Consider the following 17382-nt stretch of genomic DNA (forward strand, 5'->3'; position numbering starts at 1 on the left):
AGGACGGGGCGTTACTGCCCCAGTTCCTTCGCCTCCTGATATTTAAGTTCGAGAAACCTGTTCTGGACCGCCAGCTTGTCGAGGTCGCCGCTCGCCAGCTGCTCGCTCATCCGCTCGATTTCCGCATCGATGACCGACAGGCCCTCGACTAGTTGCTTCTCAGGCACGCGGCCATTGCGTTCCTCGCGCCGCAGGGCAGGCGGGATCGACTGATAGCCCGTGACGAGTTCGGGCAGATGATCCGCCAGCAGCTTGCGGATTTCCCGCGCGGCCGGTTCCTGCGGGTTCAGCCGTTCGAGCTGGGGCCCGAGCGATTCGAGCCTGACGCCGATGCTGTCCACCAGCGTGACGGCGGGCGCGGGCAGCGCCTTGCGCTGGTTCTCCAGCCAGATTTCTGTCTTGAGGGGGAGGGCGGACAATTCGCTCTCGGCCAGCGCCTCGGTGCGCACGCGCGGTTCGGACGGCAGCAAGCCGATCAGCAGGACGGCCGCGATCATCGCCGCCAGCGCGACCATGACGCCGGTCGTTCCGAGCGGGATCACGAAGCCCGCCACCGCGCTCGCAACCAGCACGGCGAGGATCGCCCAGGCAGCATGCTTCGCCTTGCGCATCAGGCCCGCCCCGCGCCGCTGCCGCGCCCGCGTCGACAGGCTCTGCCTGCGCTCGCTATGGCGGCGGAGCACCGCCTCGGCATCGGCCAGGACACGGTCGGACCGGCTCACGCTCGGCCTCCAGAGGGACGCATGATTACCTTCATCCCTCGATCGCGCTCAGCAGGGGATTGGCGCTCCGCGCCTCGTTGGCCGCCTGCGCTTGCCCCTCGGAACGCGCGATATAGCCCTTCGATTTTTCCACCTCGTGCGACAGGCTGTTCACCGTCGTCTTCATATTTTCCAGCGCCTTGAGCTTGAAGGCGTCGATATTGTCCATCGTATCGTAGATATTCTGGAATGCGCGCTGGAGCGTCTCTATGGGGATCGTGCTGGACGCCGCCTGCTCGTGGATCAGCGCGGTCTGGCTCTTGAGCAGCTCGCCGGTCGAATCGATCATGTTGGCCGTCGTGGTGTTGAGCGCGCTGATCTGTTCCAGCACCAGCCGCTGTCCGGCAAGCGCCTGCGCGACCGTCACCGCCGTGCGCAACGCCGCGACCGTTGTCGTGCTGGCGCGGTCGACGCCTTTGACCAGCTCGACATTGTTCTTCTTGACCAGATCGAGCGCGAGATAGCCCTGCACCGTCACCGCCATCTGGGTCAGCAGGTCCTGCGTGCGCTGGCGGATGTAGAAAAGCGCGCTTTCGCGAATTGCCTTGGCCTTGGACGGGTCGGTCGCGTCCAGTTCGAGCGCCTTCGCTTCCAGTCCGGCGTCCATCGTCTTGCTGATATGGATCATCTGTTCAAGACGGCCCATCGTCGCCCACATATTCTGCCGCTCGACATCGATCGCCGCATTGTCCTTGACCAGCACGTCCTTGCCGCTCGCGAGGCTGCCCAGAATGGCGTTGATGTGACTTTGCGCGCTTTTATAACTGTCGAAATAGTCGCGCATCCTGTTGCCGAACGGGATAAGCCCGAACAGCTTTTTGGGCGCGGTCAGGCTGCCGCGCTTGCCGGGGTCGAGATCCTCGACCGTGCGGCGCAGTTCGGCGAGGTCCGCGCCGACCTTGTTATCGCTGTCCATCGCCCGCACCGGCCGGTCGAGAAAGCGGTTGCTGTGCCCCGCCGCCTCCGCGATCTCCTTGCGACCCATATTGGTGAGTTGATCGACGCGCGCGCCGAATGCGGGCGAGTTGGCGTCCTGCGCGACCAGATCGTCGATGAACGCATCGACTTTCTCGTCCAGCTTCGATTTCTTGTCATCGTCGATCGGCACCAGCCCCGCCGCCTTTTCGGGTGCGACCACGGGCACCGGATCGGGCGGCGTCAGGTTGAAGGCGTCTGCGGTCGCGGTCGTCATGGGTGCGCTGGAGGCCATATCTTCTCCCGTTCGGGTTCAGGCGGACTGTCATGTCCATATAGGACAGTCGGTCGCCAAGCTCCAGCCCGATATTGGCAGGCCGTCCCGCGATTGCAATCGGCGGCCAACGACCGGGAGAGTTTGCGGACTCGCCAGCGCAAGCCTTGCCGCATCGCGTCAATTCCTGTAGGGGCGCGCCCGAAGCCTCTGCGCGGCCTTAGTGTCGGCCAGGGGAGCACATATCCCAAAGGCAAATTATGTCCCTGCGTAATATCGCGATCATCGCGCACGTCGATCACGGCAAGACCACCCTCGTCGATCAGCTTTTCCGCCAGTCCGGCACCTTCCGCGACAACCAGCGCGTCGAAGAGCGCGCGATGGACAGCAACGATCTCGAAAAAGAACGTGGCATCACCATTCTGGCGAAGCCGACCTCGGTCGAGTGGGCGCCTCCGGGCGGCGGCGAATCCGTGCGCATCAACATCGTCGATACGCCCGGCCACGCCGATTTCGGCGGCGAGGTGGAGCGTATCCTCTCGATGGTCGACGGCGTGATCCTGCTGGTCGATTCGTCGGAAGGCGCGATGCCGCAGACCAAATTCGTGACCGGCAAGGCGCTCGCGCTAGGCCTCCGTCCGATCGTCGTCGTCAACAAGGTCGATCGCCCCGACGAGCGCATCCAGGAAGTGCTGGACGAAGTGTTCGACCTGTTCGTCAGCCTGGAAGCGTCCGACGAACAGCTTGATTTCCCCGTCCTCTACGCTTCGGGCCGCAACGGCTACGCCAGCGACGATCCATCGGCGCGCTCGGGCACGCTGATCCCCATGTTCGAAAAGATCGTCGAGCATGTGCCGCCGCCGGCGCTGGATGTCGATGCGCCCTTCACCTTCCTTGTGACCCTGCTCGATCGCGACAATTTCCTGGGTCGCATCCTGACCGGTCGCGTGACCAGCGGCACGGTCAAGGTGAACCAGGCGATTCATGCGCTCGACATGGAGGGCAAGGTCATAGAGACCGGTCGCGCGTCCAAGATCATGTCGTTCCAGGGCCTGGACCGCGTGCCGGTGGAAACCGCTCAGGCAGGCGATATCATTTCGCTCGCCGGTCTGACCGTCGCCACCGTTTCCAACACGATCTGCGATATCTCGGTCACCGAGCCGATTCAGGCGCAGCCGATCGATCCGCCGACGCTGTCGATGCGTTTTGCCGTCAATGATTCTCCGATGGCCGGTCGCGAGGGGACCAAAGTCACCAGCCGCATGATCCGCGACCGTCTCGCTCGCGAAGCGGAATCCAACGTCGCGGTCAAGGTTACCGAGAGCGCGGACAAGGACAGTTTCGAAGTCGCCGGCCGAGGCGAGCTTCAGCTGGGCGTCCTCATTGAGACGATGCGCCGCGAAGGCTTCGAACTTGGCATTTCGCGTCCGCGCGTGCTGTTCGGCGAGGACGAGGAAGGCAACAAGACCGAGCCTTATGAAACCGTCATGATCGACGTCGACGATGAATTTTCCGGCACCGTCGTCGAGAAGATGAATCTGCGCAAAGCCGAAATGACTGACATGCGCCCTTCGGGCGGTGGCAAGACCCGCATCACTTTCTCTGCGCCATCGCGCGGGCTGATCGGCTATCATGGCGAATTCCTGTCCGACACGCGCGGCACCGGCATCATGAACCGGCTGTTCGAAAAATACGGCCCCCACAAGGGCAAGATCGAAGGCCGCAAGAATGGCGTGCTGATCTCGAACGGTTCGGGCGAGGCCAATGCCTATGCGCTGGGGCCGCTGGAAGAGCGCGGCATCCTGATGGTCGGCGTGGGCGAGGCGCTTTACGAAGGCATGATCATCGGCGAAAACGCCAAGCCTGACGATCTCGAGGTCAACCCGATGAAGTCCAAAGCGCTCACCAACTTCCGCGCATCTGGCAAGGACGACGCTGTCCGCCTGACGCCGCCATGGAAACTGACGCTGGAACAGGCGATTGCCTATATCGACGATGATGAACTGGTCGAGGTGACGCCCAAGACCATTCGCCTGCGCAAGCGCTGGCTCGATCCCAACGAACGTAAGCGGATGAGCCGGTCGAAGGCCGCCTGATCAGGCTTCAAATCTGTTATGAGGGGGCCGCCGCCGCAGGGCGCTGGCCCTTTTTCTTTGCGCCCCTGCCAGGAGACACGCATGGCCGACCTCTATCTCAAGGCGCTGGAATCCGAACGGCGCAGCCTGTGGGCCGAGTGCCGGCTCAAGGGCCTGGCGAAGGATTCGCCGCAGCGCCTGCGCATCATCGAACTGGACGGGCTGCTGGCCGCGCATAAGGCGAAAAAAGGGGCGTAATCGCTCTTGGAAAAGGCTGCCAGCGTCGTCCCGGTGTTTCCGGCGATCATTTCGGCGGGATAACGGAAAGCCTACCGCGAGCGTGCAAAAGCCGCTATGGTTAACCCATGGGGGCAAGAATGAATATCGCGGTCACGCTGGCCGCCATGATGACGGCTGGCGCAGCGTTCGCTCAGCCGGCGGGGCTGGGGCCAAGGCCCGGCACGCTGGAAACCTACAGGGACTGGACGATCGGCTGCGACAATCGCAACCGATGCGAGGCGGTTTCGTTGCTGCCTGAAGCGGCGGCGTCCCCTGACGCGCCGGTGATGCTGGGCGTATCGCGCGCGGCCGGAGCCGATGCAGGCGCGCAGGTCTGGATCAGCCGCGATGCCAAGGGTCGCTCGGATCTGAGCATCTTCATCGACGGCCGCAAGATCGCCAGTGCCCTTAGCAACGATGGCGAGGCCCGTATCGAAGGGCCACAGGCGGCGGCGCTGGCGATCGCCATGGCGCGCGGGGGCGCAATGGAAATCCGTGCCGGACAGAAGGTCGTCGGCAGCCCTTCGCTCGCGGGATCGGCGGCGGCATTGCGCTATATGGACGCGCGGCAGGGTCGCGCTGGCACCATCACGGCGCTGATCGCGACCGGGCCGCTGGGCGCGACCGCCGTGCGTCCCGCTCCGGCGGTTGTCGTCGTCAAGCGCGCGCCTGTTCCCTCCGGGCCTCCGCTTGCGCCGCTGCGGCGTGAGGAACTGGCCGCGCTCGGCAAATTCACAAACTGCGCGGACGAGATGAAGGGCGCGCAGCCGCCCGGTCAATATCGATTGTCGAAGGCGGAAACCCTCATTTTCGTGCCCTGTGGCGCGGGCGCCTATAATTTTACGTCGATCCCGGTGATTGCGACGGGCATTGCCGGCCATCGCGCCTATCGCCTCGCCGCCTTCGACTATCAGCCCGGATGGAGCGAGGACCCGCGCCATCCGATGCTGGTCAATGCCGGTTTCACACCCGAAAAATCCCGGCTCGAAAGCTTCGCCAAAGGCCGGGGCCTCGGCGATTGCGGCGGCAGCGAGACCTATGTGTGGGATGGCACGAGATTCCGCCTGATCGAGGCGAGCGCGATGGGGGAATGTCGCGGTGCGTGGCGCTGGATCACGACCTGGTCGGCGCGGGTCGTCGAATAGGCTGTCAGGCCGCCTGCGCAAGGATCAGGGAAAACAGCCCCTCATCGTCGGTCCATTCGCGGACGGGTTCCCAATGTCCCGAACGCAACAGCAGCCGGCTGTCACGCGGCCCGTATTTATGGCTGCTTTCGGTATGGATGGTTTCGCCCGCTTCCATGGAAAAGTCCTGACCCGCCACCTTGAAACGCAGCGGTTTGACTGCTTCCAGATGCATTTCGATCCGCGCCTTGTCATCGTTCCACACCGCTCTATGCACGAATGCGTCGAGCGGAATGTCGCCTTCCAGCTCATGGTTGATCCGCGCCAGCAGATTGCGGTTGAAGGCGGCGGTGACGCCCGCGGCGTCGTCATAGGCGGCAATCATCCGGTCGCTGTCCTTGACCCGGTCCATACCGATCATCAGCATGGCGTCGTCGCCGAGCAGGCGGCGCATCGCCCGCAACAGGTCGACCGCGCCGTCAGGCTCCAGATTGCCGATGGTCGAACCGGGGAAAAAGCCGAGCCGCGCCATGCCGCCAATCGCTGTGGGCAATGTGAGGGCAGCATTGAAATCGCCGACCAAGGGCAGTACCGTCAAGCCGGGAAAGGCCATTTCCAGCGCAGCGCTGCTGGCGAGCAGATAATCGCCGCTGATATCGATCGGCACATAGGCGCAGGGATCGATCGCGCGCAGCAGGTGCGGCGTCTTGCGCGCGCTCCCGGCGCCGAATTCCACTACGGCGCGGCCCCGTCCCACGGCGGTGGCGAAATCCGCGCCATGGCTGGCGAGCAGCGCCGTCTCCGTTTGGGTAGGATAATATTCGGGCAATTGCGTGATCGCCTCGAACAGCTCCGATCCGCGCCGGTCGTAAAACCAGATCGGCGGGGTCGCCTTCGGCTGCTGGGACAGGCCATGAAGGATGTCGCGGAGAAAGGCGGGATCGGCCGCGGGCGTCACCAGCGGGGCGTCGTCGGTCAGCAGCATCCTTACAAATCTTTCGCCAGCCGCAGTCCCGTGAACTGCCAGCGTTGATGGGGGTAGAAGAAATTGCGGTAGCTTGGCCGTAGGTGGCCGCGCGGGGTGGCGCAGCTGCCGCCCTTCAGCACGAACTGCCCTGACATGAACTTGCCATTATATTCGCCCACCGCTCCTTTGGCCGGCTGGAAGCCGGGATGGGGGCGATAGGCGCTGCCGGTCCATTCCCAAACATCGCCGAACATCTGGGTCAGCCCTGCCGCCTCCTCGGCGGCTCGGGGTCGGGGGCAGGTCGCGCCGTCCAGCTGCGTGCCGCCGGCTGGCGCGATATTCTGCGCCGCGCTTTCCCATTCCGCCTCCGTCGGCAGCCGCGCGCCGGCCCAACTGGCATAGGCGTCCGCTTCATACAGGCTGATATGGGTGACGGGTGCTGCCGGGTTGACGGGCTGGCGACCGTCGAGGCCGAAACGCGTCCAGCTCTCCTCGCCACGCCGCCAGTAGAGCGGGGCCTCGATGCTCTGTTCCTGAACCCATGCCCAGCCGTCCGACAGCCAGTGATCCGGCGACCGATAACCGTCCGCTTCGATAAAGGCGATCCATTCGCCATTCGTGACTGGCCGATGGGCAAGCGCGTGCGGGCGCAGCCAGGCTATATGCCGGGGTCCCTCGCAATCGAAGGCGAAATCGCCCTTGCCGTCATCGCCGATTTCGACTGGACCCTGATGCCCTTCGATCCAGTGCAGCGGTCCGGGCACCGGAGCGGGCATCGCGCTGGGCACGGAAAACAGCGCCGGTTCCAGCGGGTTGAGCGAGAAAAGGTGTAGGAGGTCGGTCAGCAGCAACTCCTGATGCTGCTGTTCGTGATGCAGGCCGAGCGTGACCAGAGCGCGCGCCTGTTCGTCGAGATAAGGCAGGGCACGCAGCATCGCCTGATCGACATGCGCGCGATAGGCCAGTATTTCGTCAAGTGCCGGTCGCGTGAGCATTCCCCGCATCGGCCGCGCGTGGCGCGCGCCTTCTGCTTCATAATAGCTGTTGAACAAAAAGGCGAAGCGCGGATCGAAGGATGCGTAGCCTGCCACATGATCACGCAAGATGAAGGTTTCGAAGAACCAGCTACTATGGGCCAGATGCCATTTCGCGGGCGAGGCGTCGGGCATGGACTGGACCGTGGCATCCGCATCGGAAAGTGGACCGGCCAAGGCTTCGCTCAGCTGGCGGACCTCTTGATAGCGGACGGCAAGATCATCCTGTCGCGCGACGGTTCGACCATTTGCCATGCATGCCCCCTTCGATACGGTTGCGCCGCTCTCGTCAGGGAAAATCGCATGACATGCCGATTAGGTTCCGACAAGAGGCCGATCGCTTACGCCGGGTAACCCCAGCCCTGCGCGCCGGACCTGGTCGCGGCCCGCCTGCTTGGCCTGGTACAGCGCTTCATCGGCCTGGCGCAGCGATTCGTCGATCGACGCGCCGGTCCACCGGGCGACACCAGCCGAGAAGGTCAGGGCGCGTTCGCTCCCTGTGCCGATCGGCCGGTCGCGCATCCGCCCGGCAATGCGGGCAAGCGACCAGCAGGCTTCATCCTCGATGCAATCTTCGAAAAAAATCGCGAATTCCTCGCCGCCCCATCGCGCCACGAGGTCGACACGTCGGACCTGTGCCGAGAGGCGTGAGGCGAAATCGACGAGCAGGCGATCGCCGGCATCATGGCCAAGCTGATCATTGACCTGCTTGAAATGATCGATGTCGACGATCGCCAGACATCCCGTGCGCCGCGATACCGGCAGCGCATCGAGTTGCGCGAGAAAGCCACGCCGGTTGGCGATCCCGGTCAGCGGATCTTCATGCGCGGCGGCAAGCAGGCCGTCGATCTGTGAGCGGGTGGCGCTCGCGGCGCGATGGACCCCGCTATACAGGGTGTGGATGACGTCGCCGACCTCGGGCAGGGCCGGAGACTTCGCATCGTCGCGATGCAGCGTATCGGCCAGCGCGTGAATCGGGTGCAGCAGCGCGCCGATCCCCATGAGCGCCAAAGCCGTACCGCCGATAGTAGCGAGCGTCAGCAGGATGAATTCGGCCAGCGCTATCCGGCCCGTCGCCATGCCCCAGCCGATATAGCCCAGAAGCGGCAGATGCGTAGCGATGAAACATAGCGCGAAAAGACGCATGCGCAGGCTGCGCGGGAACAGGAATGAGGTCAGGAGATAGAATTGCATGCGTTGCCTCGATGTTGCGATGGCCATGCACTTCGTCTGGACGCGTAAATGGTCTTTGAAGGAATGCAGTTAATGTCGCGTGACAAGACGGACCGTGCCCGACGAGCGCGGAAGTGCGCACAGGATTTTCAGCGCGAAGCGCCCGGCACCCATTTGACATCGCCCGCGCCATTGCCGTTCAGCCGCCGGGCGAGGACGAAAAGCAGGTCCGACAGGCGATTAATATAGGTGAGCGCCTGGGGGTTGAGCGCTATCACCGCAGCCGCAGCCGTGGCGCTGCGCTCGGCGCGACGCGTGATTGCCCGCGCCAGATGCACGGCAGCGGCGGCGGCCGACCCGCCGGGCAGGATGAAGCTGTCGAGCGGCAGGAGATCGGCGTTCATCATGTCGATCTGCGCTTCGAGACGTTCGACCTGGCCCGCGATGATGCGCAACGCCCAAGGCTCGTCCGCACCTTCCGGGATCGGGGTCGCGAGGTCAGCGCCAAGGTCGAACAGATCATTCTGAATCACCGTCAGCCACGTCGCCTCGGGCGCGTCGCCGATCGCCAGCACGGCGAGGCCGATGGCGCTGTTCGCCTCGTCGACATCGCCCACCGCCTGCATGCGGGGCGCATGCTTGGGCAGGCGCGAGCCGTCGACGAGGCCCGTCGTGCCGGCGTCGCCAGTGCGGGTGTAGATTTTGTTGAGCTTGACCACCTTTAGTTGCCGCTGCCCTTCATGAGCAGCAGGATGGCGACGATGATCACCGCCACCGCCTGAAACAGGATGCGGTTGAACATCATCTTATTCTGTTTGAGGCTCGACGGGCGAACCGCTCCTTCGGGCAGGTTCAACTCTTCCTTGGTGGTTTGCAGGAAGGCGATGATCCCCCGGATCAGCGCGAACAGGGTCGCGGCCATGGCGAGGACGAGGGCGATGACGAGGATGACGTTCATGGCCGCACTCTAGGCGTCGGCCAGCGAGATGCCAACCGGAAACACCCCGGCGCGCAGATCGGCAGCGAGCCTGGCGGGATCGACGCCCTGATCGCGCAGATCGGCGAGCGCGATCGACTCGGCCCGCTTGGCCAGCCGCTTGCCATCCGGCCCGAGCAGAAGGGGATGGTGAAGATAGGCAGGCGAGGGCAGGCCGAGCAACGCCTGCAACAAGCAGTGGATGTCGGTTGCGGCGCGCAGGTCGTTGCCGCGCAGCACATGTGTAATGCCCATCGCAGCATCGTCAAGCGTGCAGGACAGATGATAGCTCGCGGGGGCATCCTTGCGGGCGAGCACGACATCGCCATGGGCGAGGGGGTCGGCCGCCACCACGGAGGGGGGAGAGAAGGACGACCATGTTACCCCACCGGCTTTTTTAACCGCTGCCTTCATGTCGATTCGCCAGGCATGCGCTTGCCCCGCCGCCATCTGTCTTTCGCGTTCCGGCTCGGGCAGTTGGCGACAGATTCCCGGATAGACCGGCCCCTCCGGTCCGTGCGGCGCCGTTGTGCTGGCTGCAATGTCGGCGCGAGTGCAGAAACAAGGGTAGAGCAGTCCCATGCCGCGCAACCGGTCCAGCGCCGTCATATACAGGTCGAGCCGCTGCGACTGAAAGACGACTGGACCATCCCAGACTATGCCAAGCCAGCGCAGATCCTCGATTATGCCATCCACATGCTCGGCACGACTGCGCGCGCCGTCGATATCCTCGATTCGCAGTCGCAACGATCCGCTGCTGCCCCGGGCGAGGTCCATCGCCATCAGCGCCGACCACCCATGGCCGATGTGCAGGCGACCGGTGGGACTTGGCGCGAAGCGGGTTACAAGATGCTGCGGTGCGGCGGGACCGTTCATACTGCCCCTTGACGGCCTGTGCCGGTTAATGCTGTCATGTCTGCGTCACGTTTCTGGTCGATCAGGGCGGCGGCTAGGGGTTAGAGGTTTTTATGTACCATCCCGACCTGATACGGCATCCGGAAAATTGCCCGGCGCTGGTTTTGAATGCAGACTATACGCCGCTCAGCTATTATCCGCTGAGCCTGTGGCCGTGGCAGACCGCCATCAAGGCGGTATTCCTCGACCGTGTGGACATTGTCGACAGCTATGATCGCGAAGTCCACAGTCCCAGCCGTCAGATGAAGATCCCCTCGGTGATCGCGCTCAAACAATATGTGCGGCCATCGGAGCATCCTGCCTTCACCCGGTTCAACCTGTTCCTGCGCGACAAGTTCGCCTGCCAATATTGCGGATCGACCAGCGACCTGACGTTCGATCATGTCATCCCGCGCCGTGCTGGCGGGCGGACGACCTGGGAAAATGTCGCAACGGCATGCTCGCCCTGCAACCTTAAAAAAGGCGGACGCAACCCGCGCGAAGCCGGCATGCGGCTCTATGTCCAGCCGATCCGGCCGACCAGTTGGCAACTTCAGGAACATGGCCGCGCTTTTCCGCCCGGCTATCTGCACGCAAGCTGGCGTGACTGGTTATATTGGGATGTCGAACTGCTGGCCTGAACGTTATTCAGGACATTGCGGGCAGCCACTCCAGGTCCATGTCCTTGTGACGATTGGTATAATGGCCGATTTCCTCCAGTCGCGCCATGTCGATCAACCGGATTCGGCCGTGCGCGCGGCTGATAAGATTTTCCTGTTCCATCTGCCGGATCATCCGGTTCACATGGACCGAGGTGAGGCCGATGGCGTCGCCAATCTCCTCCTGCGTCAGCTTGAGCTCGAAACTGTCGATGATCGTATCGTCGGTCACGCGCAGCCGGTCGAACATGTCGAGCAGGAAAGACGCGACCCGCGCCTTTGCCGACGTGCGGCCCAGCGACGCGAGCCGGTCGGTCAGCGCGACCCGCTCTGCATTCGATAACAGGAACAAAAGTGCTGCCACGCGAGAATGTTCTTCCAGCAGGCGGCGCAGCGCATGCTTGTCGAACGGGCAGATGATCGCATCCGACAATGCGACAAGCGATTCGGGCGCTTTGCTGTAGATGGTGCTGGCAAAGCCGATAAAATCGCCGGGAAAATAAACCCGCAATATTTGCCGGCTGCCATCGGGCAGGATGACGAAACTCATCACGCGTCCTTCGCGAAGAACGAATAATTCGGTTACTGTATCATTGACCCGCTGGATGATCGCGCCGCGCTTTACTTTACGGGGATTTTCCTCCAGCTTGGTAAGGGCCTTCTTTTCCGCATCGGACAGGGGTACATGCTTTTCCAGTCTGTCCGAAAAACAGCTAGTTGCCACTCAATGCGCCTTCTTTTTTCAATTGTCGTTACGATGGCAAAACGCCCTTCATGCCTTTTGGCTGCATCTGCGGTTGGCGCACTAAACTCGATCAACCGCGGGCTTTTTATTGCAAAAGTTCCGCGCGGATGGCGGCGGCGCGTCAATGGCGGCCCAACGTCGCCGCCGATCGCCTTGCGCGCGCCGCATTTGGCGCTATGAACCGGCGCGATGGACCGCATTCACATTCGCGGCGGCAAAGCGCTCAACGGCCGCCTTCCCATTTCCGGCGCGAAGAATGCGGCATTGACGCTGTTGCCTTGCGCGCTGCTGACCGATGAGCCGGTCACGCTGCGCAATCTGCCGCGTCTCGCCGATGTCGACAGCTTTGGCCACCTGCTTAACCAGCTTGGCGTTTCGACCATGATCGAAGGCGCGCGGCCCGAGGATTTCGGCCGAGTCATGACGATGCGCGCCGGTCGCGTTACTTCGACCGAAGCACCCTATGACATCGTGCGCAAGATGCGCGCGTCCATTCTGGTGCTGGGGCCATTGCTTGCCCGAGCCGGCGAAGCGCGGGTCTCACTGCCGGGCGGGTGCGCTATCGGCAACCGCCCGATCGACCTGCACTTGAAGGCGTTGGAAGCTTTCGGCGCGATCATCGAGATCGCGGCGGGCTATGTCCGCGCCAGCCTGCCCGATGGCGGTTTGCCTGGTGGTCTTTATACCTTCCCAGTGGTCTCGGTCGGCGCAACCGAAAATGCGCTGATGGCCGCGGTGCTGGCCAAGGGCACCTGCATTCTTCAGAACGCCGCGCGCGAGCCTGAGATCGTCGATCTGTGCCGCCTGTTGCTGGCGATGGGGGCGGATATCGAGGGCGTGGGCACCGACAGGCTGGTGATTACCGGCCGCGAGCGGCTCCATGGCGCGACCTATCGCGTGATGCCCGACCGGATCGAGGCGGGCAGCTATGCCTGCGCGGCGGCGATCACGGGTGGCTCGCTGGACCTGGTGGGCGCCAATGCCGACGATATGCACGCCATCCTCGCCGCTCTGCGTGAAGCGGGTGTGCAGGTGGACGAACATAAGGACGGCATCCGCGTTTCGTCCGATGGCAAGCTGCGGCCGCTGACGCTTTCGACCGCGCCGTTCCCGGCCTTCCCCACGGATATGCAGGCGCAGTTCATGGCGATGCTGACGCTGGCCGATGGTGCATCCGTGCTGACCGAAACGATTTTCGAAAACCGCTATATGCACGTGCCCGAACTGGCGCGCATGGGCGCGGATATCGGCGTCAACGGCCGCACAGCCGTCGTGCGGGGGGTATCGGGGCTGGTCGGCGCGCCGGTGATGGCAACGGATCTGCGCGCGTCGATGAGCCTTATCCTTGCCGGGCTTGCCGCGCAGGGGGAGACGCAGGTCAACCGCGTCTATCATCTCGATCGCGGCTATGAACGGCTGGAAGAAAAGCTTTCGGCAGTCGGCGCGGATATCGAGCGCGTCAGCGATGGCTGAATGGTGCGGTCTCGAAACGGACCGCGCGGCCATGCTTGCGCTGTACGATCTGGACGCCGGCGGTTTCAGCGCGCTTGACGGCATTACCGATTTCGCCGCCGCCTTGTGCGAAGCACCGATCGCGCTGGTCAGCATCGTCGAAAGCACCCGCCAGCGCTTCCTGGCCCGCACTGGCATCGATGCGACCGAAACGCCGCGCGATGTTTCTTTTTGCGCCCATGCGATGCTGGGGGCCGAGATTTTCGTCGTGTCGGACGCGCGCGAAGACCAGCGTTTTAGCGGGAACGGGCTCGTGACAGGGCCACCATATATCCGTTTCTACGCGGGTGCGCCCTTGGTCGATAGCGACGGTGTACCGCTGGGCGCGCTTTGCGTCATTGATGCCGCGCCACGGTCCGACCTGACCCCGCTCCAGCGGCAGGGGCTGGCCCTGCTCGCGCGGCAGGTGATGGCCACGCTTGAAGGGCGTCGCCGCGATCAGGACATCATCGCCCAACAGCGTGAGGACGCGCTCGCCATCGCCAACAGCGATCGCATGTTTCGTACCCTGGCGGACACGATGCCCCAGATGGTCTGGTCGACGCTGCCGGACGGCTATCATGATTATTATAATGCGCGCTGGTATGAATATACCGGTATGCCGGTGGGATCCACCGATGGCGAGGGCTGGAACGATATGTTCCACCCGGACGAGCAGCAACTGTCGTGGTCGCGCTGGCGGCACAGTCTCGAGACCGGCGATCCCTATGAAGTCGAATATCGGCTTCGCCATCATAGCGGCGAATATCGCTGGACGCTGGGCCGCGCGCTGCCGATCCGGGACGCGGCGGGCGTGATAACCCGGTGGATCGGCACCTGCACCGACATCCACGAACAAAAGCTGATGATGGAAGAGCGCGAGATGATCGCGCATGAACTGTCGCATCGGATCAAGAATATCTTTGCCGTCATTGCGGGGCTCATCGGCCTGTCGGCTCGCACCCGGCCCGAAATGCGCGATGCCGCCGACGAGTTGCGCGACCGCATCCTGTCGCTCGGGCGCGCGCATGATTTCGTGCGTCCGCACAGCGCCGATTCCACGACACCAGATGGGCAGGGCACGCTGCGCGGCGTGCTGGATCAGATTTTCGCGCCTTATCAGGGGCCCGATGGCCCGCGTGTGCGGATTGCCGGCGATAATCCGGCGGTCGATGACCGATCCGCTACGCCGCTGGCGCTGCTGTTTCACGAATTGGCTACCAATGCCGCTAAATATGGCGCCTTGTCGACGGCAGAGGGCCGTGTCGACCTGCACATATCCACCGAAAACGACGATATACGGATGGACTGGCGCGAAGCAGGCGGTCCATCGGTATCCACACCCGAAAGCACAGGCTTTGGCAGCCAGCTGATGTCGCTGAGCGTGGAACGGCAATTGGGTGGTCGGATGCGCAGGGAATGGGCGGCCGAGGGTCTGAGTATCAGCCTCTGGATTCCGCTCCGGTCCATGCGTCGGGGCCTGGCCGGAAAGGGATAAAGCCCGCAATGTCCATGTCGGGCAAGGGGTCGTCCGCAGCGGCCAGATGCAGCGCTGCTGCAATACTCTGCGCGCGAAACGGCTTTGTGATGACGCCAAGCGCGGCGGCGGCGGCGTGGCCGATCTGCGCCGGATTGGCCGTGACGTAAATCACGCGAATGCCGTGGCGCTCGGCCAGCTCCATCCCGATGTCAGGCCCGGTGAATCCGTCGCGCAGATTGAGATCGACGAGCGCGATGTCGCAATCCTGAGCAGCTTGCAGGGCCGTTTCGCGGTCCGCCGCGATCGCGCGAACGCCAAAACCCGCATCCTGGACAATGTCCTCGATTTCCAGGGCGACGAATATTTCGTCCTCGACGATCAGAACTTTCTTGCTCATCCACGCTCACCTAACTGAAGCCTGACAATGCTCCAGCTTAATCTATGTTCCTTAGCACTTGCGAAAGTTTAAGCGTCGCGTTGATCGGGCTGGCCCTGCCATAAGGTCTCGAATGCGGCGCCTTGCATCAGCAGCACGCTGGCCGGATAGCCCGCTTCGCTCGCCTTGCGGGCCGTTTCGGTGGCGCTGGCTTGCGCTGCCGCTTGGGTTTCGAACGGGCCATAATAGCGATTGTCGAGGTTGATCTTCCAGACGCCCTCATGGTGGACGATGATATAACGGGCATGGGGCAGGGGCATCGGCTCTACAAAACCTCGATATTATAATGGTGCCAGGCCATGATCGCCGCCGCGCCGCGATGCGGGCGCCAGCGCTCGGCGAGATCGCGGGTCGCTTTTTCGGTCGGACGTTCCGGCAGGCCGAGCAGCCGCCCGACCTCGATCTGGACGGCCAGGTCGCCGGCGGGCCAGATATCGGGTCGTCCTTCCGCGAACAACAGATAAATTTCCGCCGACCAGCGGCCGACGCCCTTGATCCGTACGAGCTGGGCAATGGCTTCTTCATCGTCGAGGGGCAAGGCATGCAGGTCGAGCGCGCCCGTCGTCACCAGCTCGGCGAGGCTGCGCGCATAGCCCTGTTTCTGGCGCGACAGGCCGCAGGCGCGCAACGCATCATAGTCGCGCGCCAACAGGACCTCCGGCGCACATCCCGCCCCCAGTTCCGCTTCCAGTTTTCGCCACACCGCGGCGGCCGCGGCGACGCTCACCTGCTGGCCTACGATCGTGCGCAGCAAGGTTTCATAGCCCGGTGATCGCACGCGCGGTTCGGGATAGCCCGCGCGTGCGATCGCGGCGGCGAAGCCCGGCTCCATCGCGGCGATCGCGTCCAGACTTTCACGCAATTGTTCTGCCGTGCTTACCATCAATATTCCGCCCGGCCTTGATTTCCCCGCGACCGCCCGTATGAGCGGCGAGACAGAGTTTTATAGGATTTGGGTACATGCCTAAGCTGATTGTGGTCAACCGTTCAGGTGAAGAGCAAACCGTCGACGGCCAAAATGGCCTGTCGGTGATGGAAGTGATCCGCGACAGTGGCTTTGACGAGCTGCTGGCACTGTGCGGCGGGTGCTGCTCTTGCGCGACCTGCCACGTCTATGTCGATCCGGCTTTCGCAGACGCCCTGCCGGCGATCAGCGAAGATGAGAGCGATCTGCTCGACAGTTCGGAATATCGTAACGAAACCAGCCGCTTGTCCTGCCAGCTCGTGCTGGAAGATGGGCTGGATGGCCTGCGAGTCACGATCGCCCCCGAAGACTGATATAGAACGGCGCTCCTACCGCAGGCGCAATGTCGCGGTGGGGGCGTCGCTGGTCAGTGGGGTGATCCGCCAGCGGATCTGCTTGCCGGTCTGCGCCTGACCAGCGGGGATCGACGACGCGCCATCCTCTTGGTTCTGGCTGATGATTTCTGCGTCGGTGGTGAGCGTGAAGACGCCATCGAGCGCCTTGGCCGCATCCTCGCCCGGCCCGCCCGCGCCCATCGCCGGCCCCTGGCTCTTGTCGAAGCCGTTGGAAAAGCCGGGCGCCTTGACGCGCACCTTGTCGTCGCCCCTTAGCTCGACCGCGATGAAGGGCAATATGATCTGTGCGTCGATGTTGAACGGAAACAGGAAGGCGTGGGTCAGCCGGCCCGAGATCGCATAGTCGATCGCGAACTTATGCTGTCCGAGATAGCGCGCCGATCGGAAGCCCTTTTCCTTCACCAGCGCGGCGGCGATAGCCTGCATCTGCGCCGAATCATCCTGCGTCTTGGCGTCGCCGAATGTCTCTTGGCGGTCTGCATCGGCGATCCTGAACATCTGCGCATCGTCATAAGCGCTTTCGAGACTTTTGGCTGAGCCGTCGTCCGCCGTGGGCTCGACCGCGCCGCTTGTCATCGCATCCTTCCCAACGTCCGATGCGATGATCTCGCCTTTGTAGCTGAACGTGAAGCTGCGGTCGGCCCGGATGTCGAGCGCCGATTCGAACCTGCCCGGCGTCACCAGGCAGCCGGAGAGCAGCATCGCTGCGGCAAGCGCGCCGCCCGAACGCCAGAAAATAGCCATGACGAACCCCCGTTCGAATGCCGCGCCGGCGGACC

At 63.5% G+C, this 17382-nt stretch carries 20 protein-coding genes; 7 read left to right on the forward strand and 13 right to left on the reverse strand.

Features of this window, described 5'->3' with window-relative positions; translation table 11 throughout:
- Positions 1-11 precede the first annotated feature (11 nt).
- Entirely contained in the window at positions 12-722 is a 711-nt protein-coding gene (locus tag WG907_RS03135) for a hypothetical protein (RefSeq protein WP_340231131.1), read from the reverse strand.
- Between the two features lie 31 nt (positions 723-753).
- Positions 754-1971, reverse strand: coding sequence for a toxic anion resistance protein (locus tag WG907_RS03140; protein WP_340231133.1), 1218 nt, complete (start codon positions 1969-1971; stop codon positions 754-756).
- Between the two features lie 239 nt (positions 1972-2210).
- Here WG907_RS03140 and typA point away from each other — a divergent pair, with 239 nt between their 5' ends.
- From typA to WG907_RS03155, 3 genes are all read left to right on the forward strand, one after another.
- Positions 2211-4046, forward strand: coding sequence for a translational GTPase TypA (gene typA, locus WG907_RS03145; protein ID WP_340231134.1), 1836 nt, complete (start codon positions 2211-2213; stop codon positions 4044-4046).
- Positions 4047-4127: 81 nt separating this feature from the next.
- The gene (locus WG907_RS03150) at positions 4128-4283 is read left to right on the forward strand and encodes a hypothetical protein (protein ID WP_340231135.1); all 156 of its coding nucleotides are present in this window, start codon (positions 4128-4130) and stop codon (positions 4281-4283) included.
- A gap of 107 nt (positions 4284-4390) precedes the next feature.
- Positions 4391-5449 carry a DUF1176 domain-containing protein gene (locus WG907_RS03155; protein ID WP_445326758.1) on the forward strand — a complete coding sequence of 353 codons (1059 nt, stop codon included), beginning with the start codon at positions 4391-4393 and terminating at the stop codon, positions 5447-5449.
- 4 nt (positions 5450-5453) lie between these two features.
- On the opposite strand, the gene egtD is transcribed toward WG907_RS03155, so the two are convergent.
- From egtD to gluQRS, 6 genes are all read right to left on the reverse strand, one after another.
- Positions 5454-6413: an L-histidine N(alpha)-methyltransferase gene (gene egtD, locus WG907_RS03160; RefSeq protein ID WP_340231136.1), complete on the reverse strand. Its 960-nt coding sequence runs from the start codon at positions 6411-6413 to the stop codon at positions 5454-5456.
- Positions 6414-6415: 2 nt separating this feature from the next.
- Positions 6416-7684 (reverse strand): ergothioneine biosynthesis protein EgtB, encoded by a 1269-nt coding sequence (egtB, locus tag WG907_RS03165; RefSeq protein WP_340231137.1) that lies wholly within the window; start codon positions 7682-7684, stop codon positions 6416-6418.
- 60 nt (positions 7685-7744) lie between these two features.
- Positions 7745-8623, reverse strand: a complete 879-nt coding sequence (locus WG907_RS03170; RefSeq protein ID WP_340231138.1) for a GGDEF domain-containing protein — start codon at positions 8621-8623, stop codon at positions 7745-7747.
- A 128-nt stretch (positions 8624-8751) separates the two neighbouring features.
- Complete coding sequence (locus WG907_RS03175) at positions 8752-9321, reverse strand: cob(I)yrinic acid a,c-diamide adenosyltransferase (RefSeq protein WP_340231139.1); 570 nt, start codon at positions 9319-9321, stop codon at positions 8752-8754.
- A 2-nt stretch (positions 9322-9323) separates the two neighbouring features.
- The gene (locus WG907_RS03180) at positions 9324-9560 is read right to left on the reverse strand and encodes a twin transmembrane helix small protein (RefSeq protein ID WP_340231140.1); all 237 of its coding nucleotides are present in this window, start codon (positions 9558-9560) and stop codon (positions 9324-9326) included.
- 9 nt (positions 9561-9569) lie between these two features.
- Positions 9570-10454 carry a tRNA glutamyl-Q(34) synthetase GluQRS gene (gene gluQRS, locus WG907_RS03185; protein ID WP_340231141.1) on the reverse strand — a complete coding sequence of 295 codons (885 nt, stop codon included), beginning with the start codon at positions 10452-10454 and terminating at the stop codon, positions 9570-9572.
- A 92-nt stretch (positions 10455-10546) separates the two neighbouring features.
- On the opposite strand from gluQRS, the gene WG907_RS03190 reads away from it, so the two are divergent.
- Positions 10547-11113 carry an HNH endonuclease gene (locus tag WG907_RS03190; RefSeq protein WP_340231143.1) on the forward strand — a complete coding sequence of 189 codons (567 nt, stop codon included), beginning with the start codon at positions 10547-10549 and terminating at the stop codon, positions 11111-11113.
- A 7-nt stretch (positions 11114-11120) separates the two neighbouring features.
- On the opposite strand, the gene WG907_RS03195 is transcribed toward WG907_RS03190, so the two are convergent.
- Positions 11121-11855, reverse strand: coding sequence for a Crp/Fnr family transcriptional regulator (locus WG907_RS03195; RefSeq protein ID WP_340231144.1), 735 nt, complete (start codon positions 11853-11855; stop codon positions 11121-11123).
- A 210-nt stretch (positions 11856-12065) separates the two neighbouring features.
- Between WG907_RS03195 and murA the strand changes: the two genes are divergently transcribed.
- Together murA and WG907_RS03205 are read left to right on the forward strand one after the other, a co-directional pair.
- On the forward strand, positions 12066-13349 hold the full coding sequence (gene murA / locus WG907_RS03200; RefSeq protein ID WP_340231145.1) for a UDP-N-acetylglucosamine 1-carboxyvinyltransferase: 1284 nt from the start codon (positions 12066-12068) through the stop codon (positions 13347-13349).
- Positions 13342-14865 carry a sensor histidine kinase gene (locus WG907_RS03205; RefSeq protein ID WP_340231146.1) on the forward strand — a complete coding sequence of 508 codons (1524 nt, stop codon included), beginning with the start codon at positions 13342-13344 and terminating at the stop codon, positions 14863-14865. The genes murA and WG907_RS03205 overlap by 8 nt, the downstream gene beginning before the upstream one ends.
- On the opposite strand, the gene WG907_RS03210 is transcribed toward WG907_RS03205, so the two are convergent.
- The 3 genes from WG907_RS03210 to WG907_RS03220 form a co-directional block, all read right to left on the reverse strand.
- Positions 14810-15244 (reverse strand): response regulator, encoded by a 435-nt coding sequence (locus WG907_RS03210; protein WP_340231147.1) that lies wholly within the window; start codon positions 15242-15244, stop codon positions 14810-14812. The genes WG907_RS03205 and WG907_RS03210 overlap by 56 nt on opposite strands.
- Before the next feature lie 68 nt (positions 15245-15312).
- A complete protein-coding gene (locus WG907_RS03215) occupies positions 15313-15543 on the reverse strand; it encodes a DUF2188 domain-containing protein (protein WP_340231148.1) in 231 nt (76 codons plus the stop codon).
- A 5-nt stretch (positions 15544-15548) separates the two neighbouring features.
- Positions 15549-16166 carry a DNA-3-methyladenine glycosylase family protein gene (locus WG907_RS03220; protein ID WP_340231149.1) on the reverse strand — a complete coding sequence of 206 codons (618 nt, stop codon included), beginning with the start codon at positions 16164-16166 and terminating at the stop codon, positions 15549-15551.
- A gap of 77 nt (positions 16167-16243) precedes the next feature.
- On the opposite strand from WG907_RS03220, the gene WG907_RS03225 reads away from it, so the two are divergent.
- Complete coding sequence (locus WG907_RS03225; RefSeq protein WP_340231150.1) at positions 16244-16561, forward strand: 2Fe-2S iron-sulfur cluster-binding protein; 318 nt, start codon at positions 16244-16246, stop codon at positions 16559-16561.
- Positions 16562-16576: 15 nt separating this feature from the next.
- Here the strand turns inward: WG907_RS03225 and WG907_RS03230 are convergent, their stop codons facing one another.
- A complete protein-coding gene (locus WG907_RS03230) occupies positions 16577-17347 on the reverse strand; it encodes a hypothetical protein (protein WP_340231151.1) in 771 nt (256 codons plus the stop codon).
- Between the last annotated feature and the right edge of the window lie 35 nt (positions 17348-17382).

The sequence above is a fragment of the Sphingobium fluminis genome (assembly GCF_037723805.1).
In the GTDB taxonomy this organism is placed as follows: Bacteria; Pseudomonadota; Alphaproteobacteria; order Sphingomonadales; family Sphingomonadaceae; genus Sphingobium.